Origin of the sequence: Alteromonas sp. AMM-1, assembly GCF_047290655.1 — a bacterium.
GTDB lineage: Bacteria > Pseudomonadota > Gammaproteobacteria > Enterobacterales > Alteromonadaceae > Alteromonas > Alteromonas mangrovi.
In genome coordinates this window covers 14,853-41,742 of sequence record NZ_JBLBUE010000007.1, presented here as the reverse complement: position 1 = coordinate 41,742, position 26,890 = coordinate 14,853, and the positions used below count along the sequence as shown (strand labels likewise).

Annotated in this window: 20 protein-coding genes; 10 read left to right on the top strand and 10 right to left on the bottom strand. The window is 46.9% G+C overall.

Annotation, left to right across the window (positions count from 1 at the left end):
- Positions 1-3: 3 nt before the first annotated feature.
- The gene (locus tag ACLR2L_RS02945) at positions 4-1,989 is read right to left on the bottom strand and encodes a methyl-accepting chemotaxis protein (RefSeq protein WP_413365550.1); all 1,986 of its coding nucleotides are present in this window, start codon (positions 1,987-1,989) and stop codon (positions 4-6) included.
- A 120-nt stretch (positions 1,990-2,109) separates the two neighbouring features.
- Between ACLR2L_RS02945 and ACLR2L_RS02940 the strand changes: the two genes are divergently transcribed.
- Positions 2,110-2,340 carry a hypothetical protein gene (locus ACLR2L_RS02940; RefSeq protein ID WP_413365548.1) on the top strand — a complete coding sequence of 77 codons (231 nt, stop codon included), beginning with the start codon at positions 2,110-2,112 and terminating at the stop codon, positions 2,338-2,340.
- A gap of 74 nt (positions 2,341-2,414) precedes the next feature.
- On the opposite strand, the gene grxB is transcribed toward ACLR2L_RS02940, so the two are convergent.
- A complete protein-coding gene (grxB, locus tag ACLR2L_RS02935; RefSeq protein WP_413365546.1) occupies positions 2,415-3,071 on the bottom strand; it encodes a glutaredoxin 2 in 657 nt (218 codons plus the stop codon).
- Between the two features lie 163 nt (positions 3,072-3,234).
- On the opposite strand from grxB, the gene ACLR2L_RS02930 reads away from it, so the two are divergent.
- Positions 3,235-3,873, top strand: a complete 639-nt coding sequence (locus ACLR2L_RS02930; RefSeq protein ID WP_413365544.1) for a LysE family translocator — start codon at positions 3,235-3,237, stop codon at positions 3,871-3,873.
- Between the two features lie 4 nt (positions 3,874-3,877).
- Here the strand turns inward: ACLR2L_RS02930 and ACLR2L_RS02925 are convergent, their stop codons facing one another.
- Positions 3,878-4,645: a ParA family protein gene (locus ACLR2L_RS02925; RefSeq protein ID WP_413365542.1), complete on the bottom strand. Its 768-nt coding sequence runs from the start codon at positions 4,643-4,645 to the stop codon at positions 3,878-3,880.
- A 164-nt stretch (positions 4,646-4,809) separates the two neighbouring features.
- On the opposite strand from ACLR2L_RS02925, the gene ACLR2L_RS02920 reads away from it, so the two are divergent.
- A complete protein-coding gene (locus ACLR2L_RS02920; protein ID WP_413365540.1) occupies positions 4,810-5,985 on the top strand; it encodes a tetratricopeptide repeat protein in 1,176 nt (391 codons plus the stop codon).
- Positions 5,982-6,983 (top strand): M28 family peptidase, encoded by a 1,002-nt coding sequence (locus ACLR2L_RS02915; RefSeq protein WP_413365538.1) that lies wholly within the window; start codon positions 5,982-5,984, stop codon positions 6,981-6,983. Before ACLR2L_RS02920 ends, ACLR2L_RS02915 begins: the two co-directional genes overlap by 4 nt.
- Here the strand turns inward: ACLR2L_RS02915 and ACLR2L_RS02910 are convergent.
- The 3 genes from ACLR2L_RS02910 to udk form a co-directional block, all read right to left on the bottom strand.
- Positions 6,944-7,783 carry an isopenicillin N synthase family dioxygenase gene (locus tag ACLR2L_RS02910; RefSeq protein ID WP_413365536.1) on the bottom strand — a complete coding sequence of 280 codons (840 nt, stop codon included), beginning with the start codon at positions 7,781-7,783 and terminating at the stop codon, positions 6,944-6,946. The two genes, ACLR2L_RS02915 and ACLR2L_RS02910, sit on opposite strands and share 40 nt — an antisense overlap.
- 97 nt (positions 7,784-7,880) lie before the next feature.
- Entirely contained in the window at positions 7,881-9,089 is a 1,209-nt protein-coding gene (locus ACLR2L_RS02905) for a NupC/NupG family nucleoside CNT transporter (protein ID WP_413365534.1), read from the bottom strand.
- 10 nt (positions 9,090-9,099) lie between these two features.
- Entirely contained in the window at positions 9,100-9,723 is a 624-nt protein-coding gene (gene udk / locus ACLR2L_RS02900; protein ID WP_140959541.1) for a uridine kinase, read from the bottom strand.
- Positions 9,724-10,133: 410 nt separating this feature from the next.
- Here udk and ACLR2L_RS02895 point away from each other — a divergent pair, with 410 nt between their 5' ends.
- The 3 genes from ACLR2L_RS02895 to ACLR2L_RS02885 are packed head-to-tail and all read left to right on the top strand — an operon-like array spanning position 10,134 to position 15,676.
- The gene (locus ACLR2L_RS02895) at positions 10,134-12,140 is read left to right on the top strand and encodes an EAL domain-containing protein (RefSeq protein ID WP_413365531.1); all 2,007 of its coding nucleotides are present in this window, start codon (positions 10,134-10,136) and stop codon (positions 12,138-12,140) included.
- Between the two features lie 4 nt (positions 12,141-12,144).
- The gene (locus tag ACLR2L_RS02890; protein ID WP_413365529.1) at positions 12,145-14,649 is read left to right on the top strand and encodes a chemotaxis protein CheB; all 2,505 of its coding nucleotides are present in this window, start codon (positions 12,145-12,147) and stop codon (positions 14,647-14,649) included.
- Between the two features lies 1 nt (position 14,650).
- Complete coding sequence (locus ACLR2L_RS02885) at positions 14,651-15,676, top strand: PAS domain-containing protein (RefSeq protein ID WP_413365527.1); 1,026 nt, start codon at positions 14,651-14,653, stop codon at positions 15,674-15,676.
- 46 nt (positions 15,677-15,722) lie between these two features.
- Here the strand turns inward: ACLR2L_RS02885 and ACLR2L_RS02880 are convergent, their stop codons facing one another.
- Together ACLR2L_RS02880 and ACLR2L_RS02875 are read right to left on the bottom strand one after the other, a co-directional pair.
- A complete protein-coding gene (locus ACLR2L_RS02880) occupies positions 15,723-16,694 on the bottom strand; it encodes a hypothetical protein (protein WP_413365525.1) in 972 nt (323 codons plus the stop codon).
- A complete protein-coding gene (locus ACLR2L_RS02875) occupies positions 16,691-17,509 on the bottom strand; it encodes a PhnD/SsuA/transferrin family substrate-binding protein (protein WP_413365523.1) in 819 nt (272 codons plus the stop codon). Before ACLR2L_RS02875 ends, ACLR2L_RS02880 begins: the two co-directional genes overlap by 4 nt.
- Positions 17,510-18,040: 531 nt before the next feature.
- Here ACLR2L_RS02875 and ACLR2L_RS02870 point away from each other — a divergent pair.
- A complete protein-coding gene (locus ACLR2L_RS02870; RefSeq protein ID WP_413365521.1) occupies positions 18,041-21,169 on the top strand; it encodes a TonB-dependent receptor domain-containing protein in 3,129 nt (1,042 codons plus the stop codon).
- A 214-nt stretch (positions 21,170-21,383) separates the two neighbouring features.
- On the opposite strand, the gene argR is transcribed toward ACLR2L_RS02870, so the two are convergent.
- Positions 21,384-21,848: a transcriptional regulator ArgR gene (gene argR, locus ACLR2L_RS02865; RefSeq protein WP_140959528.1), complete on the bottom strand. Its 465-nt coding sequence runs from the start codon at positions 21,846-21,848 to the stop codon at positions 21,384-21,386.
- A 325-nt stretch (positions 21,849-22,173) separates the two neighbouring features.
- On the opposite strand from argR, the gene mdh reads away from it, so the two are divergent.
- A complete protein-coding gene (mdh, locus tag ACLR2L_RS02860; RefSeq protein WP_140959526.1) occupies positions 22,174-23,112 on the top strand; it encodes a malate dehydrogenase in 939 nt (312 codons plus the stop codon).
- Between the two features lie 99 nt (positions 23,113-23,211).
- Here mdh and ppc read toward each other — a convergent pair whose 3' ends face one another.
- The gene (gene ppc / locus ACLR2L_RS02855; RefSeq protein ID WP_413365518.1) at positions 23,212-25,833 is read right to left on the bottom strand and encodes a phosphoenolpyruvate carboxylase; all 2,622 of its coding nucleotides are present in this window, start codon (positions 25,831-25,833) and stop codon (positions 23,212-23,214) included.
- Positions 25,834-26,077: 244 nt separating this feature from the next.
- On the opposite strand from ppc, the gene ACLR2L_RS02850 reads away from it, so the two are divergent.
- Entirely contained in the window at positions 26,078-26,698 is a 621-nt protein-coding gene (locus tag ACLR2L_RS02850) for an FKBP-type peptidyl-prolyl cis-trans isomerase (RefSeq protein WP_413365516.1), read from the top strand.
- The last annotated feature ends 192 nt before the right edge of the window (positions 26,699-26,890 follow it).

Sequence of the window (26,890 nt, the reverse complement as noted above, 5' to 3'; positions counted from 1 at the left end):
ACGCTACTCATACCGGAAGTTCCCCATCGTTTTGGTAAGAATCGCGTTATTGGCTTGTAGATCCGAGGTTACCTTGTTCAGTATCTCTGCAACCCTTACTTCTTCGGTGGCTGCATCCTGAACACTCACAACGTCAGCAGCAATTTGCTCAGATGTCATTGATTGTTCTTCGGCAGCAGCTGACATGGAATTTGCTTGAGTTTCCAGCTGAGTTGCGCTGGCTTTTACCTTGGCAGCGGTTTCTTCACCCTGGTTGGTTAAGGTTAGTGACGCTCTGGCACCATCGGCACTTTTCGATATCCCCTGAATAACATTCAGGCTAACCTGTTGCAATGAATCCAGTAACGACGATATTTTGTCTGACGAGCTGCGGCTTGCGTTCGCCAGTTGGCGAACCTCATCTGCTACCACCGCAAATCCGCGTCCGTGTTCACCTGCACGCGCGGCTTCTATCGCGGCATTTAAGGCCAATAGATTGGTTTGGTCAGAAAGAGAGTTAATCGTATCAAGAATACTGCTTATTTCCGTAAGCTGCTCTCCCATATTTTTAGCCACTGATTCCATGGCCGCCATTTGTTGGGTCAGTGCAGAAATCGATACCTGGATAGATTGATTGGCATGCATGGCTTCGTCGGCCAATAAATCCAAATGTCTGCTGGCTTCAAGTGTCTCAATGGCTGAACGGGCAATTTCTTTACTGGTTTCCGTCATTTGTTCAATTGCTGCGGCAATGCTAACTGCTCGCTGCTGTGTATTCTCTGATTCCTCGTTAATTGTCTTGGCAGAATGTGCTACTTGGTCGCCAAGCCGGGTACTGGCCTGCACAGACTGAGCCAGACCGGTTATCAGGTCGCGAATAGCTTGCAAGGTTTGGTTCATTGCGGCTGCAATACTGCCCAGTTCATTGTCTGAAGGTAAGGATACGTCGATGGTTAAATCGCCTTCCCTGGCAACATTGTGCAAATTGCGCGTCAAGCGGGATAATTGACTCCTGAGTGTCTGCAATAAGGTCACAATGATAAAAGCCGCAATGAATAACGCTACCAGCGCAACGACTCCGATCAATAAAAGCTGAAAGCGGGTAGCGTCAGCATGACGTTGGGATAGCGCTTGTGCATTTCGCCAGGTTTCGTCCAGCAGACTTTTTACCTGACCAATTTGAGTGGTGGCGGTTGAAAACCACTCGCTAGCCGCGGGTAACTGGCTAAAGTCGACATTTTCACGTTGTAATTGTTGATATACCTCGCGCATAGATTGCATTACAGTTGACTGATTTAAGCGTTTAAATTCAGCAAGGCTGTTATCATCCAATGCGTCTTCTAATGAGCTGCTCAGGTATTCAATATTTTCATTATAAATTTCAAGTTCCAGCAGAATCTGGCTGTTGATTGCTCGTTGAGCCAGTACACCGTTTACCTTTCCGCGCAATTGGCCGAGGCGCTCCTTTAACCAGGCTAGTTTTAATGCGTTAGAAATAGTGGCCGATACATCCCGGTTACTCACTCCCAATAGCAGTTGGTTGGCACTATCGAGCGCTACTTTATTCACAAAGCTGTAGTAGCCAAACGCACGCTTGCCGTTGAGACTATCAACTTCACGTCTTACCGCTGATTTATCCTTCAGTACCGTAAATAAGCCGTTGAGCTTGCGTTTAATCTCCAATTCTGCCGGCCAGTCTTCATTGGCCAGTTGCTGCAATGTTGCAACCGCGTTATCTACAACCTGGCGCTGTTCAATCACTTTGGCTTTTGCGACATCCGATTTTGACCCTAAAAAACCAGCCGTTAAGCCGCGCTCCACAGCGTGTTGGTGAGCGATTTTCTCTACCGCATCTACCAGCAGAACTAATCGCTGCTCTGTGTTCGCATGTTCCAGTTTTTCCACATCGCCAACTAGCACCGACACGGTAAGCGCGGCGCAAAATACGCCTAGCAAACCAGTGGCAAGTAGTGTCATTTGAATGATAGTTAATCGTTTCAACCAGAACATGATCTCTCCGTTTAAAATGAATAGGTCGAACTTCAGCCTAGCATTGTATGTCTTACGGGTTGAAGTATAGTCAATGTATACGTTTTAGCTAATTTAACGCGCCAATAAGGAATAAGTGCCATGAACATACAAAAAACCGCATTTGTAGTGGTAATTGCAGGACTGGCCGGATGCACAAATAAGCAACTGTACCAGGGGATGATGCAAAACCGTCAACATGCCTGCTTACAGGAATTGCCACAGGATCAGGAAGCTTGCTTTAAGCGCTACGAAATGAGTTTCGAAGAGTACCAGCAGATCAGACAGCAGGCTCAACAGCAGGTAGAGACGGCCAAACCTGAAAAGCAGTGAAACCAATAGCGCGTAACAGATTGATTGTAAGGGTATTTAACGCTAAGTTGAGTGAAAATACCCTTTTTAAGACGTTAAACGGCCTGATCGCTGTATAAGTGAATATTTGTTAGCTTTGCGACTTCGCCGACATAATCCTTCACTGCCGCAGGCCAGCTTAATCCTTTTACCATAGTCAGGTTTCGCAGGGATGGGAAAATATAAACATCATCCCAACTCAGCTGGTTACCGCGAGCCGAGGGCGGCGTTAATGCGGGTAGTTCAGCCAGCATAGCATTTACCTGAGAAAGGTAAGTTTCAGAATTAGCAAAGGCCTCATTAAAACTGCAACCCAGCATGGCTTCTTTTTTACGCTGAAAATAATCACGGGCCGATTGAGTTTCAAATTCCGGCTGTGCAATCATCAGATTTCGAGGGTACAGTAATCGGCTGATTGCACTGCTGTATTTAGTAATGTGTTCAGTTACAGTGCTTGCATAACCAGCCGGCAACAGTTGCTTGTCTTCAGGTGCCAGGGTAAGAATTTTGGCGACAATATCCAGACTCTCACCCATTGCACTGCCATCACTGGTTTGCAGAATAGGCACCATCTTCACACCCACCAAATTAATGCAGGTTGCTTCGTCGTCGTTTAATAGCAGTACTTTTTTATGAGGCAAACCCGAATAGTTAGCAACCATATCGGCTCGCACACAATAAGGGCAATGCAGATACTGAAACAGAGTAAACATGGAATGATCCTTAGCTTCACCAGGCCGGACATGGCGCGTACACATACAGCGGTAATTTTCCGGTTTGGCTTGAGACAAAACAGGGGATGACTATACACTATTGCATCCTGAAAAATCTAAATTCGTGGTTGTGTATCCCGCAAAAACAACTTAAGAGCAAATAGTGATCACCTTAACTTTTGAAATCGTCACCACCTTTATCCTGGCAACGTTGATGATCAGTTTGTCACCCGGACCCTCTAATTTGTACATCCTGGCCTGTACACTGGGTTCTGGTAAGCAGGGTGGTACAGCTGCGGCACTAGGTATGGCGGTTGGTTCGTCCAGTTACGCGATTGGCACTGCGTTTGGTTTGGCCGCACTCATACTTTACGTACCGGTACTGTTTGTACTTATAAAAGTGCTCGGTGCGGGGTACCTTATTTATTTGGGTGTAAGTGCACTGCGATTTGCAAAAGCCCCGCATTTAAGAAAACCAGTACAAGCCACCACATCGCAAATTGTTAAGCGGAGTTTGCTGGTGGAGCTCAGTAATCCTAAAACCGCATTGTTTTTTATTGCTTTTTTGCCTCAGTTTACTAAGGCCACGGGCGACGTGCTGGTAAATGACTTACTGGTGCTTGGGCTTATGTTCAGTGCTATTGCGCTATGTTGCGATTTGATCGTTGCACAGCTATCGCATCAACTGGGTAAATGGATGGCGCGCAGCCCAACCATTGCAGTGAGACAGGAGCAATTAGTCGGGCTGATATTTGTTGGCCTTGGGCTAACACTGGTTTGGGATCTGTGGCAGGCAGGATAATCTGTTACACGCCCTCAATTTCGTCGTAAAGTGCCACAAGCTGTTTGGTTATTTTGTGGCTGGGCATATAAAAGGGCAGTGGTGCTCGCGCCGAATGCGACTCCTTCACTTTAACTGAACTGCTCAATCGTGTTGCGAACAGGGGTAAACCTTTTTCTTCCAGTTCACCTATCAACGCTGAAGGCAGTTTAGCCTGTGGGTTGTACTGATTGATAATGACACCCGCAAACGCTAATTCCTGATTGTGGTCTTCCTTTATTTCCATCACGTTCTCCAGCAAGCGTTCAATCGCCTGTGCGGAAAAATGGTCGCAATCAAACGGCACTAAAAAGGCATCGGCGGCTATTAGTGCGGCTTTCGAATAAAAGTTAAAATTGGGCGGCGTGTCGATATAGATGCGATCAAACTCTTTACTTAGCGCATCCAGTGTCTCCCGCAATTTAAACATTTTATAGCGCGACTCCAGCTCCCGCTCAATGGTGGCCAAAGCGGGATCAGCGGGCAGTACGTAGAGGTTCTCAAATGCGGTGGGTTGCACAAACGCAGTTGGCGGTTGAGGCTTGCTGAACCAACCAACAATCTGCTTAAACATATCTGCAACAGTAAGCGTGTCGTCTTTTATATCTACACCGGCATAATGCGTTGCATTGCCCTGGGCGTCTAAATCAACCAGCAGCGTTTTAAAGCCCCGGCGCGCGCTTTCTGCGGCGAGATTTGTGCTGATAGTGGATTTTCCAACACCACCTTTTTGGTTAAACACAACCCTTTTCATGTTGTCCTTTCCTTATGCCGCTGAGTACAGGTGATTGATTATTTTGCAATCAATATCAGCATAAGAGATCCAGATCGAAAAGCAACGATATAAAATGTTCTTAAAATGTTAATTTTTTGTAAATTGAGCTAAAATAACAGAATCTTTATAACTGGGAGACAGGTATGAGCAGGTCTCTTTTTCTGGTGTTCATCTTACTCATGGCCGGACTACAAGGATGCCGTGTCACTCCAGACATATCTACTTCAGTTACGCATCCGGTGTACTGGCAGTATTTCCCTGATGCCAGATCAGTTGATGTGGAATCCACTTCTCAGATTCTCGCGCTTTCGCCTGACGCCGAGCGTTTTGTCACTGCCCTTAGCGCCACTGGTATAGCCGATGATTCGCTTGCACTTGATCGGTTTATTGACGCTATATTTCATCATCAGCAACAAGGTTTAAGTTATCACAGTGACGCCAATTATTCGGTCTCAGAAACGTTTCGCCTGCGCGAGGCCAATTGTTTATCGCTAACGCTGATGACTTACGCCCTGGCCACTCATGCAGGGTTTGAAGCCACACTCAGTACCGTGGAAATCCCTGAGTACTGGTCGCGCAAAGAAGGGTATAGCGTCCTCAATGGACATATCAACGTTACGTTGAAGCAGGTTTTCAACGGCAAAGTGATTGCCAGCAGAGTGGTGGATTTTGACGAGCGTATTGAATCACAACAGTTTCCAGCCACTGAAGTACCGTTAACCAGCGTCCTGGCGATGTTTTACAACAACAAGGCGGCAATCGGCTTAATTTCAGGAGAGTTGGACTATGCCTTTGCCTATATGGCCAAAGGACTGGAACTGGATCCTTCCATGCGTGAAGGGTGGGTAAACCTGGGCGTGCTTTATCGCCTTAGCGAACACTATGACGCGGCTGAACAGGCCTATTTACGTGCTGTCTCGCTGGATGCAACCGATCTCACTGCAAAGGAAAATCTGGCCGTACTGTATCGGTTCACCGGTCGGGATTTACTGGCCAGTGCACTTGAAGCACAAGTAATCTCTCAGCGCGAAAGCAATCCGTATTTTCATTTAATTCGTGGCGACGAAGCTTACGACAGCGGTCTTTATGCCATTGCTCATGCACATTACCGGCGCGCTTACCGACTCGACCGTAAAAACCATCTGGTGCTGTCGGCGTTGGGTAAGTCAGCATTCAGTGTGGGCAAACTCAGCGACGCCAAAGTGTACCTGGAACGCGCAATCAACAACGCCAGTCATGAACAGGACATCAACCGTTACACCTCCAAACTGGCTGCGTTGACATCAGTACATAACAAGACTCTAGGAGATTTTGAATGAAGTTAAGTTGGTCGCCTGTGTTGTGGCTATTGATGTGGATAAGTTGCAGCCTGGTTCGTGCCGACGAGCAACCGCGCTGGGTTCAGGATGTACATTATCTTGCATCGGATGAACTGGAAGGCAGGTTAACTGGCTCCGAAGGCGCAAGACGAAGCCGGGAATTTATTATTGACCGATATGAGACCCTGAATATATCCCCACTGAGCGCATTATCAGGCTATACACAACCCTTTACATTACCCGACAGAAAAGACAGGCCGGTAGATGGGATCAACGTTGTGGGGGAGAATGCAGGTCGGGATGCGCCGTATATAGTTGTAACTGCGCATTATGACCATCTTGGCAGAAAAGGGCGGCGTGTATTTAATGGCGCTGATGATAACGCCAGTGGGGTAGCGGCAATGCTTGAAATAGCCCTGCGAACGAAAAGGCAGCCGATGCAATGCAATTGGATTTTTCTGGCATCTGACGCCGAAGAGCACGGCTTGTTGGGTGCTAAAGCGTTTGTAAGTGCTAACATCATTAATAAAGAGAAGGTGTTTGGCAATTTAAATCTGGATATGTTGTCTCAACCAGGTGGGCGTTACGAACTATTGGTGAGCGGTGTGAGCAGCCATCCGCAATTTGCCGGATTGGCTAACGACATTGAGATCGCCACAGGGGTGCGGATGAACAACACTGATTCGGCACTGCGGGTAGGTCGCTATCCGGTGGCTACTGATCGCACAAAAGTCAGTGACCACGCAATATTTGCTGAGCAAGACATACCGTTTTTGTTTTTGGGGGTTGGCAGACACAATTACTATCACACACCAAGAGACACGGCTTCGCGAATTAACGTTGCTTTTTATTCAACAATGGTGGAGGCGTCGTGGCAGTATGCTAAAGGCCTGGATGCCTTATGTGCAGAGAGTATGCAGGCTGACGCGGTTGGCCAGCCTGCCGAAAGTTTTGGGTATTACACTACGCCCAGTTCGCGCAAACGCTCCTTAAGATAAGCGTCTGCGGTGTAACGTTCAGAGAGCACTACATCAGGACGAGGGTGAAGGAACAGTGGTAACGAAATTCGCGAGCGCGACATATCGGCTCCCTCAGGATTAATTACACGGTGGATAGTTGACGGATAATATCCGCCACTGGCTTCCTGCAACATGTCACCAATATTCACGATCAGCGTGCCGAAGTCGCAGGGCACATCCATCCAGGAACCATCTTTGCGTTGCACCTGTAAGCCAGGTTCATTGGCTGCGGGTAACACGGTTAGCAGGTTAATGTCGCCGTGCGCGGCAGCACGAATGGCATCCGGCTCTTCTTCGCCCTTCAATGGGGGGTAATGCAATACGCGTAACAGTGTCTGGCTGCTGTCTTTAATCATATCTGGCAAAGGCTGACTAAAGTTTGCTTTTACCTCTTCAGGTGCGTTTGCTTCAACCCAACTCAGTAACTCCGACGCTAAACTAGTCGCCTTTTCGTAGTAATCGGCCAGTTGGGCTTTGAGATCCGGCGGGCAAATACCCCACGGATAATAGTGGAAATACTCTTTGATATCTTTTTTAGTGAAACCCTTGGCAACTTCCGAGACAGACTGAGGGAAATAACCGTCCTGAGTGCCTTTGTTGTAGGTGTAATCAAACTTGGCGTCGTTGTCGAAAAACGTTTGCCAGGTTTTGTAGATGTCGGTTACAACCTGCTGCTGGATGGGGTGATTCTTAAGTACACCAAATCCAGTTTCGTGCAACGATTTAGCAAACAACTCAGCAGCGTTATCCGCCTGGTAATCAACGGCAACTAAATTCATTCTGTCTTCCTATCATTCTATTTTTAACGGCCGATTATAAATCGACTGGGGAGGGCGGCAATGCCCTCCCGTTGATACAAATCAAGCGTACGGCTTTTTACAGCGTAAGGTAAAATCCGGCCAGTGCCGCACTCATCAGATTAGATAACGTGGCAGCGAACACCGCTTTTAATCCAAGTTGCGCAATTTCCTTGCGACGGGTTGGCGCCATCGCACCAATTCCGCCCATCAGGATGGCAATAGACGACAAATTGGCAAAGCCGCACAGTGCAAAGGTAATAATGGCCTGACTCAAAGGTGACAAGGTTTCTTTGGCGTCAATGAAATCCAGATAAGCAATAAACTCATTTACCACCAGTTTTTGGCCTATAAAACTGCCTGCGGCCTGTGCTTCAGCCCATGGTACGCCCAGTGTCCAAGCCAGTGGTTGGAGAATAAACCCCAGGATTTGCTGAATAGTAAGTGATTCCACTCCAGCGAGTTCGCCAACCCAGCCAATGATGCCGTTTAACATAGCAATCAGGGCAACGAAGGCCAGTAGCATGGCACCCACGTTCAACGCCAGTTGTAAGCCAGAGGCCGCACCACTTGCCGCTGCATCGAATACGTTAGCGTAATGGTTTTCCTGCTCCTGAGACTCGGTCAACTCGTTATTGGGGGTATCGGTTTCCGGCTGCATAATTTTTGCCATCAGCAAGCCACCAGGCGCAGCCATAAAGCTGGCCGCTAACAGGTACTTAAGTTCCACACCCATCCCTGCATAGCCTGCCATTACTGAACCGGCAATCGATGCCAGACCGCCCACCATAATGGCAAACAGTTCTGAACGTGTCATGGTTGGAATAAAGGGGCGTACTACCAGCGGGGCTTCGGTTTGACCCACAAAGATATTGGCTGCCGCCGACATGGATTCCGGACGGCTGGTATTAAGCGCTTTCTGTAAAGCACCACCAATAATACGAATAACCCAGCTCATGATCTTCAGGTGATACAACACCGCAATTAACGATGAAAAGAAGATAATGACGGGCAGCACATTAAACGCAAAGATAAAGCCCAGTGATTTGTCGCCAATCGGACCAAACACGAAATTGATACCGTCCTGGCTGTAATCAATGATGTTTTGCACGAATACAGTGGTTTTCAGCAGTAACTGAATACCGGGTTCAAAATACAGAATAAACGCACCAATTAAGGCCTGAATGGCAAATGCACCACCAACGGTGCGCCAATTTATTGAGCGACGGTTGCTGGAAAACGCAAATGCAATGGCTAACAACAGGGCGACGCCCAATAAACTGATCATGTGTATTCCCTTACAAAAGAGCTTGCTGAATGTGTGATTTAATTACATCCAGTGCGATTTGATTTTTACCACCCTGGGTAACAACAACATCAGCCGTAAAGCGGCTGGGTTCTATAAATTGATGATACATGGGTTTTACCGTTGCCTCATATTGCTTGGCAACCGATTCAATGCTTCTTCCACGCTCTTTAATATCGCGCATCATACGACGCATCAGGCAGATATCGAGCGGCGTATCAATGAAGATTTTCACATCGTATAGCGGTAGTAACTCGGCACGGGCCAGTAACATGATGCCTTCCAGAATGATCACTGGCGCGGGCTGTAAACGCTCAGTTTGTGGCAAGCGTGTATGGGTTTTAAAGCAATAATGCGGGTAATCAATTGGCTCGCCGTTGCGCAGTGCCCGCAGGTGTGCCTTTAACAACTCATGCTCAAACGCATTAGGATGGTCGTAATTGTTTTTTTCCCGATCACCCATAGCCAGGTGGTCTTGCGCGCGGTAATAGTGATCTTCGCGCAAAATTTGTACCGGTCGTCCCTGCTCTGAAAATGCATTGATCAGATTTTCGGTGAATAGTGACTTCCCGGAGCCTGACGCGCCGGAAATAGCAATAATTAAAGGTTGTTGCATCGTTTTTACTGTCGTTTATAGGTAATTAATATCACGCTGGTTTAGCGGCAACTGCCCTAGAGGGGAGTGGGTGCCCGGACCGGCCAGTTTATATTTTTTCTGAATAACGCACTAGTTTACCCTTAATATCGCTGATTCACCACTTTCTGTCGAGAGTAAAAAACTGACCATTTGTTCAGGTTATCACTAAATCTGGCTGATTAATACATGTTGATTGACCCTTGCTAATTCGCGTAAGCCAGGGTGCGCAGGACTTATTCTATTTTTTAATGAAAAGAATCCGCCAGATTAGCGAATCTTGTCTATGCTTTATTTATGGAGGCAAAAAACTAATATATCTATATTGATATTTATAAATTCAAATATTGCTTCTTGTTAATTATGACTTTCAGCAAGCGTGAACGACTAACATGATCAATTTAAAGGCCTGCGAGTTGGTGGCTATGGATAACAACCAACTCTTCGCCAGAAAAATATTGGCGGATGCACACAATGATGTAGTGTATTACGACCCCGAAGGTACTATTCTCAGCGGATTGGATAAAGCCGGTGCCGTTTCAACCATGTATCCTGAAACGATAACCGAACAACTAAAGGAGTGCGTCAAAAGTCAGCCTAATATTGTTACGGTGAATACTTTGCTCATTCACCGGGCGCTGGTGTGTTGGGTAGATAGCCTGCCAATTAGTGACGCTAATGATGGGGGCTGGGCTGTGCTTTTCCTCTCATCAGACAATTTAATGTCTGAAGTAGCCCGCTTAATGCCTTTTGGATTTGTGCATATCGATAAACATTTGCATGCAACGTATTGTAATGAAGTAGCACACCGTATTCTGGGTACCCAGGATTCCGATATGCTGAACAGGGGATGGCTGGAACAATTCGGTGATTCAATTCTGCCTGCGCTTAAGGCCTATGTCGATGAAATTGCGTTACACAGCGAACCCTTGTCGTTGTCGCTTAAAGTTACAACGCCCTTGGGCAGAGAGAAAAGCATAACGTTGCAAGTTTTCCTTTACCCGCACAGTGGGTCTGGTGCGTATTCACTGTATATGCTGTTGTATGATTTATCGGATACCGGATTGTTGCGGGCTGATCTTACCAAAGCCATTGAACAGGACAATCTTACCGGGTTGTTAAATCGCGCTGCTTTTCTTAAACGAATCAAAGACTTCACCAGGCCGGAATTTGAATATGCCGCATATGTATTTATCGATCTGAATGATTTTAAAGGCATCAACGATACCTATGGCCATAAAATTGGTGACAAAGTGCTAGAAAATGTTGCTCGTAAACTCATGTCAGTTACCAAAGGCAGGGAGTTGATTTCCCGTTTCGGCGGTGACGAGTTTGTGCTGTGCTTTCCCGACCAGAAAGATTTAACTGAGATTTACAATTTAGGCCGAAAGCTGGTGAGTGTGGTGAATTCCAGCATGTTCATTTTTGGCCAGAAGCTGGATATTCAGTGCAGCATAGGCATTTGCTGGATGCCTGCGTTGTCTGAACTGAGAAATCTGAATGATGAAGCAAGAGTTGAACGAGCGCTGGATGCCGCAGACCAGTGTATGTATCTGGTGAAAAAACACCAATCAGGTAACAAAGCGTTTAAAGTGTACGACCCTTCACTGAAAAACCTACTGTTTGTTCAAAAGAATAAGCAACAGGAGTTCAACCGGATTTTGCAAGAAGAATGTATATGCATCCACTTTCAGCCGATTTTTAATGATAACGGTAAGATAAGTTCAATTGAAGCGTTGGCCAGATTAACGAAAGAGCTCACATTGCACAGCCACATTGGCGACGTTATCGAATCTGCCAATGAGGGCGGAGAAGAACTGGCGCTTTTTCATATTACTACCGTAAAAACCCTGGAGGAATTTGGTCGTATTCGCCCCAGTCTTGGTGACATCAATTTGAATATCAATATTGATATTAGTCAATTGGAACAACTCAGTTTTTCTACCTGGCTTTCTGAACAGTGTTTAGAAAATAGAGTGCCTTTTTCTAACGTAAGCATTGAAATTACTGAGCTTTTGTTAGAGTCTGACAGTGTGCAGGTTACTAAAAACTTAAATCACCTGTTAGAAATGGGTTTTTTCATTTCGATGGATGACTTCGGCACCGGTTACAGTTCACTTAAGCGTTTATTGGAATATCAGTTCCACGAATTGAAAGTAGACAGATACTTTGTGGAGCATCTGATTGGGTCTGACAAGTACACTAAAATGGTGACAGCCATGGTGGGTATGGGTAATGCGCTGGATTTGAATTTACTTGCAGAAGGGATAGAAACACCAGAGCAGCTGGAATTGTGTAAAGCATTGGGGTTTACCCTGTTTCAGGGCTTTCACCTGGCAAAGCCGATGTCCCCGAAAGCACTGATTGCTCTTTTGAAAGAATACAACACGGAACAATAATGTTATGTACAGCGAGAAAGTAACGAATAGCAACAAACCAACGTATGTTGTTGGTATTGGTGCGTCAGCAGGTGGGCTGGAAGCACTGCAACAACTATTCGAGAAATTGCCGGGAGATTTGGGTGCAGCGTACATTATTGTTCAGCATCTTTCTCCTGATTTTAAAAGTATGATGGATGAACTGCTAAGCAAACATACTTCCATGCCTGTTCATCAGGCGAATGAAGGCGAACTACTGCAGAAAGACACGGTTTATCTTATTCCGGCTGGTAAACTGATGCGGGTTGCGGAAGGTACCGTCTATCTGTCTGATTTGCCGCCAGACAACCGAATAAACCTGCCAATTAACGAGTTATTCCGATCGCTGGCAGAAGATTTTCAGAATAAAGCTGTAGGAGTTATTCTGTCGGGCACTGGGTCAGACGGCAGCCGAGGGGCGCAGGCGCTGAAGGAGATGGGTGCTTTAGTGATTGCGCAGTCGCCCGAAGAAGCGCAGTTTAATGGTATGGCACTGAATGCGATTAACACGGGCACAGTGGATTTTGTGCTGAAGGTTCAGGACATCCCGTCCAGTATTAAACGCTTTATCAATCATCCTCTTGCCATGGCGCCCCACAGTAAATTCCGCGAACATCTGCAAAAAAACACTAAAATTGTTGATGATATTCTGCAGCTCATAAATGAAAAAACAGAGCTGGATTTTAAAGCCTACAAAGAATCAACGGTATCCCGACGTATAGAACACCGAATGAGTATAAACAATAAACATACTCTGATGGAGTACTGGGAGTTTATGAATACTAATGTTGAGGAGATTGAATTACTCAAACAGGATTTACTTATTGGTGTAACCCAGTTCTTTCGCGACAGTGAGGTCTGGGAAAAGATGTACGAAGATGCGGTTAAACCCCTGGTAAAAAGCAGCAAGTCTGACGCGCACATACGTGTATGGTGTCCTGGATGTTCTACCGGGGAGGAAGCCTATTCATTTGCGATGTTATTTGCCGAAGCCATGCTTGAGTTAGGCGTAGACAGAAAAGTCACCGTTTTTGCCAGCGACATTGATCAATCCGCTATTGCTTATGCTGCCAGTGGTATGTACCCACCCAGTATTAAATCAGAAATTCCCAATGACTATTTGAATCGGTATTTTCATCAGTTATTCGACAACAACTATCAGGTTACCAAGCAACTGCGTTCCATGGTGGTATTCGCTACCCATAACCTGATACAGGACCCGCCGTTTTCTAATATGGATGTGGTAAGCTGTCGAAATACACTCATTTATTTACAGAATCCGGCTCAGCAAAAAGTCATGGCCTTTTTCCACTTTGCGCTGAAGAAAGGCGGCTATTTGCTGTTGGGGTCGGCGGAAACACCCGGTAGTTTTTCAGTGTACTTTGATGCCGTGGATTCGCGTTCGCGGATTTTTCAGAAGAACAGTGATGTGAAAGTGCCCTCGTCAACGTTATCCCATCCGCCTACTTTAAAGTCGCGATATGTTCGTCCGGCAACCGTTGGGCAGTTTATAGCTGCGTCGAAAGCCGCAGAGCCTGAAAGGCGCAACATTGCTATTGGCCGTAATCAGGTCATCGATGAGTTTGTGCCGCCTTCACTTGTGGTGAATAACAAACTGCAAGTGGTTTACAGTTATGGTGATACATCAACCTTTACCACCAAACTTAAACCAGGCATGGTCACCAATGATCTTTCTGATATTTTGCAGGATGTTGTTACTGGTGCGGCAATTAGTGCGGTGCATCAGTGCGTTAGAGAACGCAAGACATTGCTGTTTAGTGATGTTTGTAATCTTGATGGTGAACGCTATTCTCTCAAATGTTTCAGTTTTGCAGAGAATAAAGACGATTCTCCTTATGTGGTATTATCGTTCATTAAATCGTCGTTTAGCTCACAACACTCAGACATAATCTACCAACCTGATGAGCAAAATGAAAAGCGACTGCACGAACTGGATGATGCACTTATTGAATGTCAGAAACTTTATCGAGAAGCACTGGAAGAACTGGATTCTACCAGGGAAGAGCTGCAATCAAGCAATGAAGAATTGATGGCGGCAAACGAAGAGTTACAGTCTACCAACGAAGAGCTGCAATCGGTTAACGAAGAGCTGTATACAGTAAACAGCGAATACCAGCAAAAAATCAGTGAATTAACTGATATTAATAATGACTTAGAGAACTTGTTACTCGCCACTAAGCTGGCGGTTCTCTTTTTGGGCAGTGATCTGCGCATTAGACGTTATACCAATGCCATCCGGCGATTTGTTAATATCATTGATTTTGATATCAATCGCGACTTCAGAGACCTGTCTTATAAGATCCCGATTGAAGAGTTCGAGGCACTGGTAATAGACGTGGCAAATGGAAAACTAGATTCTGCTGAACACGAGATGACAGTCGGCGATGTGGTAGTGCGTGTTTCAGTGAACGCTTATAAAGTGAATGAGCAAAACAAAGGCGTGATCATATCATTTGACGAGGTGAGATGACATGAATACAAAGGAAGAGCAGGCTCAGAAGGACGACCAGGATATTGCTGCAATCACAAACGGCGAAGGCTTGATGCACTACCTTGAGAACGAGTTGCACGACTTATTACATGAAGATGTCCTGATGTTTGATTTTTTCCAGGATGCCGCCAGTGATGGCATGTGGTACTGGGATTTAATTGAAACCGATAATGAGTGGATGAGCCCAAAGTTCTGGAAAACGTTGGGAATTGATCCTACCACCAAACAGCATCTGGCGTCGGAATGGCAGGATCTAATTTATGAAGAAGACCTGGAGGTTGCCAGGCGCAACCTGAAGTTACATTTAGCCAATCCCGATTTCCCCTACGATCAAATTGTACGGTATTACCACCGCGATGGCTCTACAGTGTGGATCCGTTGTCGTGGTATCGCTATTTATAATAGCGTAGGACAAGCTATTCGGCTTTTGGGGTCCCACACCGATCTTACACCGGTAATGGAAAAGCAACAGGCGCTAATCGCATCGCAACGCAAAGCAGAACACCTGGAACGGTACGTTAATGATTTGGAACATGAATTAAATGTAACCAAGTCACATTTGGGGTTTGTTGAGCGTAGGCTCAGCGAGTGTCAGCCCGAAGATGATTTTGGCTTTTTAAACCCTAATTTGTTCGTTATAACTGTGAACACGTTAATTCGTAGTGCTCATGCCATAGGTGCCAAGCTTATCACATTGAGGATTGATATTAGTTCGCGCAATGCCATTGAGCAAGTTGCCGAAATATCAACCAAAACGCTAAACGTATTAAAAGCGGTGGCTCCCAGTTATTGTTTCACGCGCATAAATGAAAACTTAATTTGTGGTGTAGGTATTAAAATCAGTGTCGAAGCAGCGGCCGAAATGGTTGAAAACATCAACAGACAGCTTTATTCAGTTAAATGGCTAACGGTAAAACCGCAACTGGATGTGACGTACAAAGTGATCAATCCGCTCGGTGCAGAATGCAGCGATTTTGCTCATTGTTGTGAGATGTTATTAAACTAACCCGCTTGTTGTGCAGTCATTTAGTACCAGATGGTTATTTTGCGGATTAATCGCCAATAATCACAATATCAGACGATACCAGCCCGCTCATTGCATAAGAGTGCTGTTTCGACCTTGAACCTTCACCTTGGGCGCGCGGTGGGTAGTACTTGCTTTTCTCTTCACTGTATCCTGCAAATACTTCATCTAATGCCGCGCGAATTTCACTCAGTGTTTTGTCTAAATTGGCGTTGAAGTCGGGTCGCTTACGCTTGGTGTGTCCGAGATCCATCAAACGGCCAAATGCCTTGTTTGCCTGCGCGGTAAGCTCTGGCGGTATATCTTTATGATGAAGTAGCATGGCATCGGGGTTGTCGATACAGTAGTGCAAGAGCGCGGTGTAGAAACATAACGGCTTGTTTTGCAATTGCACGGTAACGGCATTTACCCCATTACCAATGGTTTTGTCATTTAAGTTGATCACCAGTTTTGGTTCAGGTGCTATCTCGGGTAGTTGTTGGGGCAGGGGCTCCGGCTTAATGATTTTTCTGGCTGGCTTAATGTTCATCAGCACAGGCACCAATAGTGCTGCGGCGAAAAAGGCCAATGGGCTAAAGGCCAAATATCGGTATAGCGGCAGTGAGGCTATTTGTATTTGTACGGTTTGCTCAGAGTTCTGCAATGTAATTGGCGTTAACCGGGCATTGTCAAAATTTGCCGAAGTATTATCGGCACTTACCGATTGTATAGATACCAGGGCGATACCGGTATCAGGGTTAGACAGGGTTGCGTTTAGCCTGGCAAGGTAGTCTTTCAGCGTATATTGATTAGGCGGCGTATTAAGTGTGCTGTTGCCCACGTCCAGAAACTGCAGGTCCAGGCTGATACGACTTTGCAAGCGGTCAATGGTCTCGTGTTCAGCGTACAGGCGCGCGGCAGTTTGACCCAACAATGCGCCGAGCTGGAAAATCACAAACAGCGCAAAAAATAGCGCTGTACCTTTAAACCAGTCCTCAGGTGTCACGTTATAGGCTTTCATGAGGTTGCGCAGTCTCCGATAAGCTCAACATCACGATAGTATTTACGCGGGTGATTGGCCGATATGTCGGCAATTACCTGTTGCAGTGCGCAGCGTAAATCGGTGTTGTGGGTTTGCATTTTTAAATACCAACGCATGCCGGGTACGCTGTTCTCCAGCGATGTAATATAGTTGCGCGACAGTATGTCTTCATCCCCTTTGCCCCAGTAACTGGCAATGATATCCACTTCACCGGCTAGTAATGCGACACGCAACTCCTGGTGTGAGTTGTAGTAATAAAGACTAATGTTGCTATCGTTTAATCCGAGCTGTTGTAGCACGGTTTTAGGCACAATATGGCCTGAGCGGCTGCTGGGATAATCCAGGATGCCAATGCGCTTGCCCAATAAAAACTCTTTGTTTAAGCGGGGTTTTTCGCGTAGAGCAATAAAATAAGCACTGTAGTCAGGGTGGGCAGCGATATCATCGTAGTGGTAAATCTGGTCTGCGCCAAAAGCCAGTACCACATTACTTTTAACCAATGTAAGTTCGGGTACACCGTGGTTAATATAACGGAATGTGTCGAAATCATTTCGACCTATAGTAATGGCTACGTTGCCAAACTGCCGCTGTACCACCTTATTGTTGCACAAAAGGGGCAATGCCATTTCTGCAATAGACAATTCGGTAAGATATACATGAAAGATCTGTTGGTTACCCGAAAGCGGGCTCCCGCAAGTTAGTTGGCTGGTGGTTTGCGGCGGAATATCGGGAGCCGACTGAAAATTTCGGATAAACCCAACCAGCGCACAACATATAAAAATAAGTGCGATCAATGAGGTCCGAATTGTTCTGTTCAGTCGTAACGGGTGCAAAAGAATTTTCGCTTAGTTTTATTTATTCAGCCAATTTGACCAGTTAATGTTATTTATTGCAACAAGTAAGTTTACTTTAATGCCATAACTTTCTGTTTTTTAATTATTTTGTATAAATAACTTTGAATTGGCTTAACCGCTGTTTATTCGTTGTGGTTGTGCGAAAAATATACCCGGGCTTGTGAGCAGGGCCGGGAGTTCCTATAAGCTCAGTAAAAGTTTGACCGTTTGTTCAGGAAAAAATAAAAATACTAAGCGTTGTCAGTTCATACGGAAAGGCAACCGGAACAGATTTGTCATATTGCTGAAACAATAATAATGAACAATCTCGGCCCGATTTACGCTTTTACGGATAATTTAAAATCACTGCCGTTTTTTTACAGTGATAGAAATAAATTGGCTTTATACGTAGACCGCAAATTACGAAAGTAGTTCCCGGCGAACGGTAAAGACAAACGCCTAATGAAAATATAATGCATGGGAAACACACTAATGATGACAAAATCTAAGTTCAATCGCGTAGCGATTGCGGTGGCGATGTCTGTTGGTTTGTCTACTGCAGCTATGGCTCAGGAGACATCATCAGGTATCAACGGCCGCGTAGTTGGCCCTCAGGGTGCGCCAGCAGCGGGCACAGTAATTACGGTTAAACACGTGCCTACCGGCAGTGTTAAAACCATTACTGCTAACGCAAATGGTCAGTTCAGCCTGTCTGGTTTGCGTGTAGGTGGTCCATACGAAATCACGATGGATTCTGATACGTTCGAAGACGCCACCATCACTGACGTTTATTTGTCGTTAAGTGAGCCTCTGAATCTGAACAACTTCCAGCTGGCCACTCAGGCAGACGTAGAGCGCATCGAAGTAACTGCTTCGCAAATCGCGTCTATTGCGTTTGGTCAAAAAGGCCCTTCTTCTAACTTCAGTCTGGAAGAACTGCAAAACGCACCGGCTATTAACCGTGATATTAAAGATCTGGTTCGTGCCGATCCTCGTGTTTATATCGATGAGTCATTCTCGGACGGTATTCAGTGTGCGGGTGCATCACCACGTTTTAACAGCTTAACGCTGGATGGTATGCGTTTGAACGACAACTTCGGTCTGAACTCAAACGGTTACCCAACTGAAAGTATTCCTTTCTCTTACGACGCAATCGAGCAGGTTGCTGTTGAATTAGCACCGTTCGACGTAGAGTACGGCGGTTTTACTGCGTGTAACATCAACGCCGTAACTAAAGCGGGTACTAACGAAATTCACGGTACTGCGTTCTACGACTTCACGTCTGATTCACTGAAAGGTGATTCAATTGACGGTGACGACATCGACAACGGTAACTACACCGAAAAACGCTACGGTTTCACCGTAGGTATGCCTCTGATCAAAGACAACCTGTTCCTGTTTGGTGCCTATGAGAAGAAAGAAGGCGTTCGTCTTCACGAGTACGCAGGTTTAGCCCGCGCGACTGAAGCTGAGCTGGCTGAAATCTCTCGTATTTCTCAGGAAGTGTACGGCTACAACCCAGGTGGTTTTAAAGGTTCTTCTCCGGTAACAGACGAAAAACTGTTGTTAAAACTAGACTGGAACATTAACGAAGATCACCGTGCTACTCTGGTATACAACTGGAACGACGGTTTCACCATTTCTGAGTCTGATACCGGTACTACCCGTTTATCTTACGACGGTCACTTCTATGAGCGTGGCGCAGAAATCGAAACAATCGTAGCGTCTGTTTACTCAGACTGGACACCGGATTTCTCTACCGAATTCCGCATTGGTAAGACCAAACTTGACAACCGTCAGATTTCTGTTGATGCAGCAACTGGCTTCGGTGAAGTACAGGTTCTTACAGACAGCGGCGTAACCGTGTATCTGGGCCCGGATGATTCTCGTCAGGCTAACGACCTGAACTGGGATAACCTGACGTTCAAGTTAGCAGGTACCTACCTGTTAGGTGATCACACGATTACTGCGGGTATTGAATACGAAGACTTAGACGTATTTAACCTGTTTATGCAGCACCGCATCGGTGAGTATCAGTTCAGCTCGATTGCTAATTTCGAAGCCGGCTTAGCTAACCGTATTTACTACAACAACGCCGCGGGCACTAACGATCCAAACGACGTTGCAGCAAGCTTCAGCTTTGCTACTACTACTCTGTATGCGCAGGACGAGTTTTACTTTAACGACGACCTGACGCTGTTAATTGGTTTGCGTTACGACAAGTGGTCTTCTGATGACCGCCCGGTATACAACCAGGCCTTTGAAAACAAATTCGGTTTCGCCAATACCGGCAACCTGGATGGCAAAGACCTGTTACAACCACGTGTTGGCTTTAACTATGTAGTGAGCGACGACATGGAAGTACACGGTGGCTTTGGTCTGTACTCTGGTGGTAACCCTAACGTTTGGGTATCTAACGCTTACTCTAACGACGGTGTTACTCAGGTATTTGCTCGTGAATTCCGTATTCCTGGCTGGCAGTCTGGCACCACCAGTATTCTGGACCTGGACCTGGTTGGTAACGGCAACCCGATTTACGCTCCACCGCAAGGGATGTACGACTACGTTACTAACTACCCAACCAATGGTTCTTCTAGCTTCGTAGTAGCGATGGATCCTAACTTCGAAATTCCTACCGAATGGAAGTACGCGTTGGGCTTAACCTACCTGGCACCTGGCGATTACCTGGTACAGGCTGACTTGTTGTACACCGACAAGAAAGACGCAGCTACTTACATTGAGCCCGCCCGTGAAGTTACTGGGTACGGCCCGGATGGTCGTCCGGTTTACACAGGCTCTAACGAGACGTTCCTGTTAACCAACGTAAAAGGCGATTCTGGCGACGCGACTACGCTGTCGTTAGCGGTATCTAAAGAGTACGACTTCGGTCTGGATGTAAGTGTTGCGTATGCTTACAACGATTCTACCGACGTTAACCCAATGACCAGCTCAGTAGCCGGTTCGAACTACTCTCAGTTCGCGACCAGCGATCCAAACGATCCGGGTGTAGCGACGTCTAACTACAACATCCCGCACCGTTTCACGCTGCGTTTAGGCTATAAGCAAGAGTTTATCGACGGCTATACAACCCGCTTCAGCGTGTTTGCATCGGCTAACGAAGGCCGTGGCATGAGCTACACCTTCGATAACAACATTGATGCTTATTACGGCGACGATGACAGTGGCGGTGGCCGTCAGTTGTTGTATGTACCAACAGCTAACGACGCAAACGTTGTATACGCAGACGGTTTCGACCTGGATGCCTTTAACGCGTTTATCGCTGCTGAAGGCCTGAGCCGTGGCAAGATTGCTGGTCGTAACTCAACTAATGGCGACTGGTGGACAAAAGTTGACGTTCGCGTAAGCCAGGAACTACCAGCGTTTGCTGAAGGTCATAGCGCGTCTGCGTTCTTTGTTATCGAAAACCTGGGCAACCTGTTAAACGATGACTGGGGTGTACTGAGACAAGGTAACTTCGTGTCTGAGTCAGTAGTGAAAGCGTCTGTAAACGATGCAGGTCAGTACGTGTACGAGACTTTCTACGGTGCAGACCAGCGTGACAGCTACTCTACTGCTGCGTCTCTGTGGGAAATCCGTGTAGGTATTAACTACCGTTTCTAAGCCACAGCGCTTAATACTAAAAAACCCCGCGATTGCGGGGTTTTTTGTTTGTGCTTGCTGCGCGTGGTTTAAGACTACTGTGCTCTGGGCCTAAGCTCACCAAACTGGATGTTTACTGTTTAAGCTAAAGGCTTATTAGACTACAAGCCAACGAGTTGGACGAATCCGATGCGGGCTTTCACCAATCTTTTGTGAGTATTGGTATTCATCAACATCACACGTTTTCAAACAGGTCTTCTACCCGCTGCCTGAGATCTTCAATTTTACTGACATCCGCTGGCGCGATAAAAATCGTATCGTCACCAGCAATGGTACCCAGTACACCGTCTTTTTTACTGAGTGAATCGAGCAGTCTGGCAATTAATTGCGCTGCGCCCGGGCTGGTGCGGATGATCACCATTACGTTGTTATGCACAATGTCGAGTACCAGCTGTTTTAGCGGGCTTTTGGCGGTAGGCATGCCCAGCTCAGGTGGCAAACAGTACACCATGTCGCCGCGCGCATTGCGGGTGCGCACCGCACCAAATTTACTCAGCATGCGTGAGATTTTACTTTGGCTGATATTGCTAAACCCCTGAATCTTAAGGCCGTCGACAATCTCCCCCTGGGAGCCATAGCTTTCGGCTTTCAGAATTTCTTTAAATGCTTTAATCAGTTCTTCTTGTTTTTGGTTAGCCATATTCACCTGTCGTTTTAATCAAAGTGGTCACTGCTGGCTTCGGAATTATTTTTCGGCTTGCCAGTTAGCTTGGTGTATACTCTTGCAGGCGAATTTGCTTTGCGGTTTATTTGCGCCGTCGCCCGATATAACGTAAACCCGGTATCGTGCCACAGTGCGCATTAAAAAACAATCAAAATGCATATTTATGCAGTTATTTTGAATATAACTCTGTGATTCACCCAATCTTCTTCCATAAGACCAATAGGTGATTGAGTTTTTTGTCGACATGAATTAGTGTGTCGAGCCGTTATTAAACGTGATTCTTTCCATGAGGAGAAATGGTATGAAAGTAGCCGTGTTAGGTGCTGCCGGTGGTATTGGTCAGGCGCTGTCATTATTGTTAAAAACACAATTGCCAGCGGGTTCTGAACTGTCTTTGTACGACGTTGCGCCAGTTGTTCCTGGTGTAGCTGTTGATTTGAGCCACATCCCTACAGCAGTTAAAGTAACCGGTCACGGTAAAGACAACCTTGCAGATGCGCTGAAAGGTTGTGACATCGTATTGATCCCGGCTGGTGTACCGCGTAAGCCTGGTATGGATCGTTCAGACCTGTTTAATATCAACGCTGGTATCGTTAAAGCGCTGGTTGAAAGCATTGCTGATAACTGCCCGGAAGCCTGTACTTGTATTATTACCAACCCGGTAAATACCACTGTTGCCATTGCTGCTGAAACACTGAAAGCCAAAGGCGTATACAACAAAAACAAACTGTTCGGTGTGACTACACTTGACGTTATCCGTGCAGAAACCTTTGTTGCTGAGCTGAAAGGCCTGGATCCGGCAAACACTCACGTTCCGGTAATTGGTGGTCACTCTGGAACAACCATTCTGCCTCTGCTGTCTCAGGTTGAAGGCGTTACCTTTACCGATGAAGAAGTGGCTTCATTAACTACCCGCATTCAAAACGCAGGTACTGAAGTAGTAGAAGCTAAAGCAGGTGGCGGATCAGCTACGCTGTCTATGGGTCAGGCGGCAGCACGCTTCTGCTTGTCTCTGGTTGCTGCAATGCAAGGCGACAACGTGGTTGAGTACACTTACGTACAAACTGACGACAGCGACGACGCAGCTTTCTTCTCTCACCCTGTTCGCCTTGGTGCAAACGGTGTTGAAGAAATCCTGCCATACGGTGCGCTGAGTGCGTTCGAGCAAAAAGCAAAAGACGACATGCTGGAAGGTCTGCGTGGCGATATCAAAATTGGTGTAGAGTTTGTAAACGCGTAATTGCCAATACAATACCAACCCAATAAAAAAGCCGGTGAAAACCGGCTTTTTTGTGGGTAATGGCCAGTTAATTGGGATAACCAGCCAAGAAAACACAGATCAACCTGTGTTTCGCATCCCTATCGCAATGCCACTGATGGCAACCATCATTGCTTTATCCAGATTGGCATCGTGCTCATCTTCGGCTAACTGACGAATGCGCGACAACAGCTCAATTTGCAAATAATGCAGTGGTTCTAAGTACGCTGCGCGGATATTCATAGACTCGCGCCCAGTAGGGTCTGATTCCATAATGGTTTTCTGACCGGTAATTTCCAGCAGCAGTGCAATCGATTCTTTTAGCTCAGCGCGCAGCGCTTCACCAAAATGCTTGAGTTCGCTGGGCACTAAGCGACTATCGTACTCTTCACTAATGCGCGGATCCGCTTTTTGGAACACCATGTCCAACATGGATAAACGCGACTTGAAGAATGGCCAGTTTTGCAGCATTTCTTTCAGGGTGTCTTCGTTACCTTCTTTTCTTACTGCATCAATGGCACGCATGCTGCCCAACCATGCAGGCAGAACCAAACGGGTTTGTGCCCAGGCAAAAATCCAAGGAATCGCGCGCAGGCTTTCAATGCCGCCAGTCGGTTTGCGCTTAGCCGGGCGACTACCCAGTGGCAGCTTACCCAGTTCCTGTTCTGGTGTCGCAACACGGAAATAAGGTACAAACTCTGGATCCTGACGCACCACGCCACGGTAGAAGTCACGGCCTTTGGCAGCCATGTCTTTCATAAGCTGACGCCATTCGTCTTTAGGTGCCGGTGGCGGGAACAGCATGGCTTCAATAATCGCACTGGTGTAGATACCCAGGCTGCGCTTGGCAAGCAATGGCATACCAAACTTATAGCGAATGGTTTCACCCTGCTCAGTCACACGGAAGCCGCCGTCCAATGAACCAGGAGGTTGCGAATGAATAGCAGCGTGGGCTGGCAATCCACCACGGCCGATTGTACCGCCGCGACCGTGGAATAGCGTTAACGTAACGTCAAACTCTTCTGCCAGCGCTACCAGTGCCTCCTGAGACTCGTACTGAGCCCAGCCCGCTGCAATGGCACCGGCATCTTTGGCTGAGTCGGAGTAACCAATCATCACAAACTGTTTACCCTGAATGTAACCCCGATACCAGTCAACGCTTAGTAGCTTGCGCATAACGGTAGGGGAGTTGTTCAGGTCGTCCAGCGTTTCGAACAATGGCGCTACCGGCATCGGCCAGTCAACGCCCATTTCCTGCAACAGGAGTTGTACGGCCATCACATCAGAGGCTTCGCTTGCCATCGAAATGATATAAATACCAAAGCCGTGGCGGCTGTGGTTAGCGATAACCTTACAGGTATCCAGCACTTCCTGTACGTCTGGCGAAGGCTGCCAGTTACGTGGAAATAATGGACGTTTTGAACTCAATTCACGCAGCAGGAAAGATTGCTTGTCGGCTTCGCTCCACTGTCCGTAATCGCCCAGTCCCAAATAACGGGTAACTTCTGCCAGCACATCGGCATGGCGCTGTGAGTCCTGGCGCACATCCAGACGCAGCAAATGAATACCAAAACACTTTACCCGGCGGATGGTATCTAATAAATAGCCGTTGGCGGTCCCTTCCAGGCCGCTTTCGCACAACGACTGATAACACAGCATTAGCGGCTCAAGTAATTCATCGTTGTCCTGAAGCCATGCGCTTGAATCGTAAGGGCGACCATTAAAGAAGTCGGAGATACCATCGCGTGTATCAGCGCAGCGCTTTACCAGTGGGCGCAAAATCGCGCGGTAAGGCTCTAATTGCTCACCAACGGCGGCCTTGAGTTTGCCATTGCACGCGTTCATCGACAATTCAACCTGTAAGCGATCGAGATCGATAGTTAACAATTTTGCTGCGCGACGACGTGCCAGCAACAATACTTCTTCGGTAACCTTGGCGGTTACAAACGGGTTGCCGTCGCGGTCGCCGCCCATCCATGAACTAAAATGGATAGGTGCTGCGTCAATCGGCAATCTAACGTTGTAATCTTGTTGTAAGCGCTCGTCTAAATCGCGCAGAAATTCTGGCACAGCTTCCCACAGGGAATTTTCAATCACCGAGAATCCCCAGCGCGCTTCGTCGACTGGCGTTGGGCGCACAGAACGGATTTCTTCGGTGTGCCAGGCCTGACTGATTAAATCGGCAATGCGAATCTCTAAGCGTTTGCGCTCGGCATCTGTAAGTTCTTCGTGGTGAATACTCTTTAAGCAAATCGCCAGTTCTTTGTGCTTGTGAATCAGCGTGCGACGGAATACTTCGGTTGGGTGAGCGGTAAGCACCAGATCAATATCCAGTTTGGCAACCGCTTGCTCTACTTCCAGCGCAGACAGTTCTGCTTTGTCCAGATGCGCAAACAAGGAGTCTATGGAGGCTTCTACGTTAAGACCGGCATTGTATTCCTGTTCGGCAATGTTACCCAGATTCAAAAATTGTGCGAAGGCACGGGCAACAACCAGTAACTCGCTGTCTGACATGGTTCTGAAAGTTTCTTTCAGACTTGTACTACAATCGTTGTCGCCTTTGTATGACGCGCGGCCATCGAGGCGGATCTTTTCAATCTTAGCCAACCAATCGGTGCCCAGTTGCGCCTTGATGGTTTCGCCTAAGGTCTTTCCTAAATAACGTACAGTGTCTTTTAACTGTGCATCGTAGTGTGATTGCATGGTGCCCTCCCTATAACAATGCCGATAACATTACTGTTTCCGCGGGCGCTTGTCTAATCACATTTTGCATAAAATGCCACAGCAACGCACCGTTTAGGCTCACTAAATCAAAGGCACGGGCAGGCTGGGCAAGGGTGTGTTACACTGTCGTCCCGATGAAAATGAACGTGTTATAATTTTTCAGAATATTTCATAAATTGTTTGAAATTTACGCGTTTTATGTAATTTACTTTCAGGAGTGACTGTGTCAGATCAATTTAAGACAGTAGAAACCCAGGCCAGCTATGGAATTGGTTTTCAAATGGGCCAGCAATTGCAATCGAATCCGTTTGAAGGCCTTGACCTGGATTCAGTAGTAGCCGGCTTAAAAGATGCGTTTACCGGCCAGGCGCCACAGGTAGACAACGATACACTGCGCGATGCATTTGGTGCTATTCATCAGCGAATGCAGGCCGCTAAAGCCGAAAAGCATAAAGAAGCTATTGCTGAGGGTGAAAGCTTCCTGGCTGATAACGCCAAGCGCGAAGGCGTAGTAGTAACCGGTTCTGGCCTGCAGTACGAAATACTGACCGCCGGTGACGGTGCTAAGCCAACCGCAAGCAGCACAGTACGCACGCATTACCATGGTACGCTGATCAACGGCTCTGTTTTCGACAGCTCTTATGATCGCGGTCAGCCGGCTGAGTTCCCGGTAGGTGGCGTAATCAAAGGTTGGACTGAAGCATTGCAAATGATGCCTGTAGGTTCGAAGTGGCGTTTATACGTGCCGCACAACCTGGCTTACGGTGAGCAAGGTGCAGGTGGTGCGATTGCACCTTACAGCACACTGGTATTTGATGTTGAGTTGTTAGACATCGTTGCTTAAATGCTAGCCATTGGCGATCCATTGGCGATCCATTGGCTATCCATTGGCTATCCATTGGCTAGCCTGATTCAGGCTACAGCCAGCATCAGGTGCTTGTTGCCAGCCCGCTCGTTATAGCGGGCTTTGCGCAACATCATTTTCTGCCCGCTAATCCTGTCCCCGGCACATACTGTTGTCAGTCTGTTCAGCTTT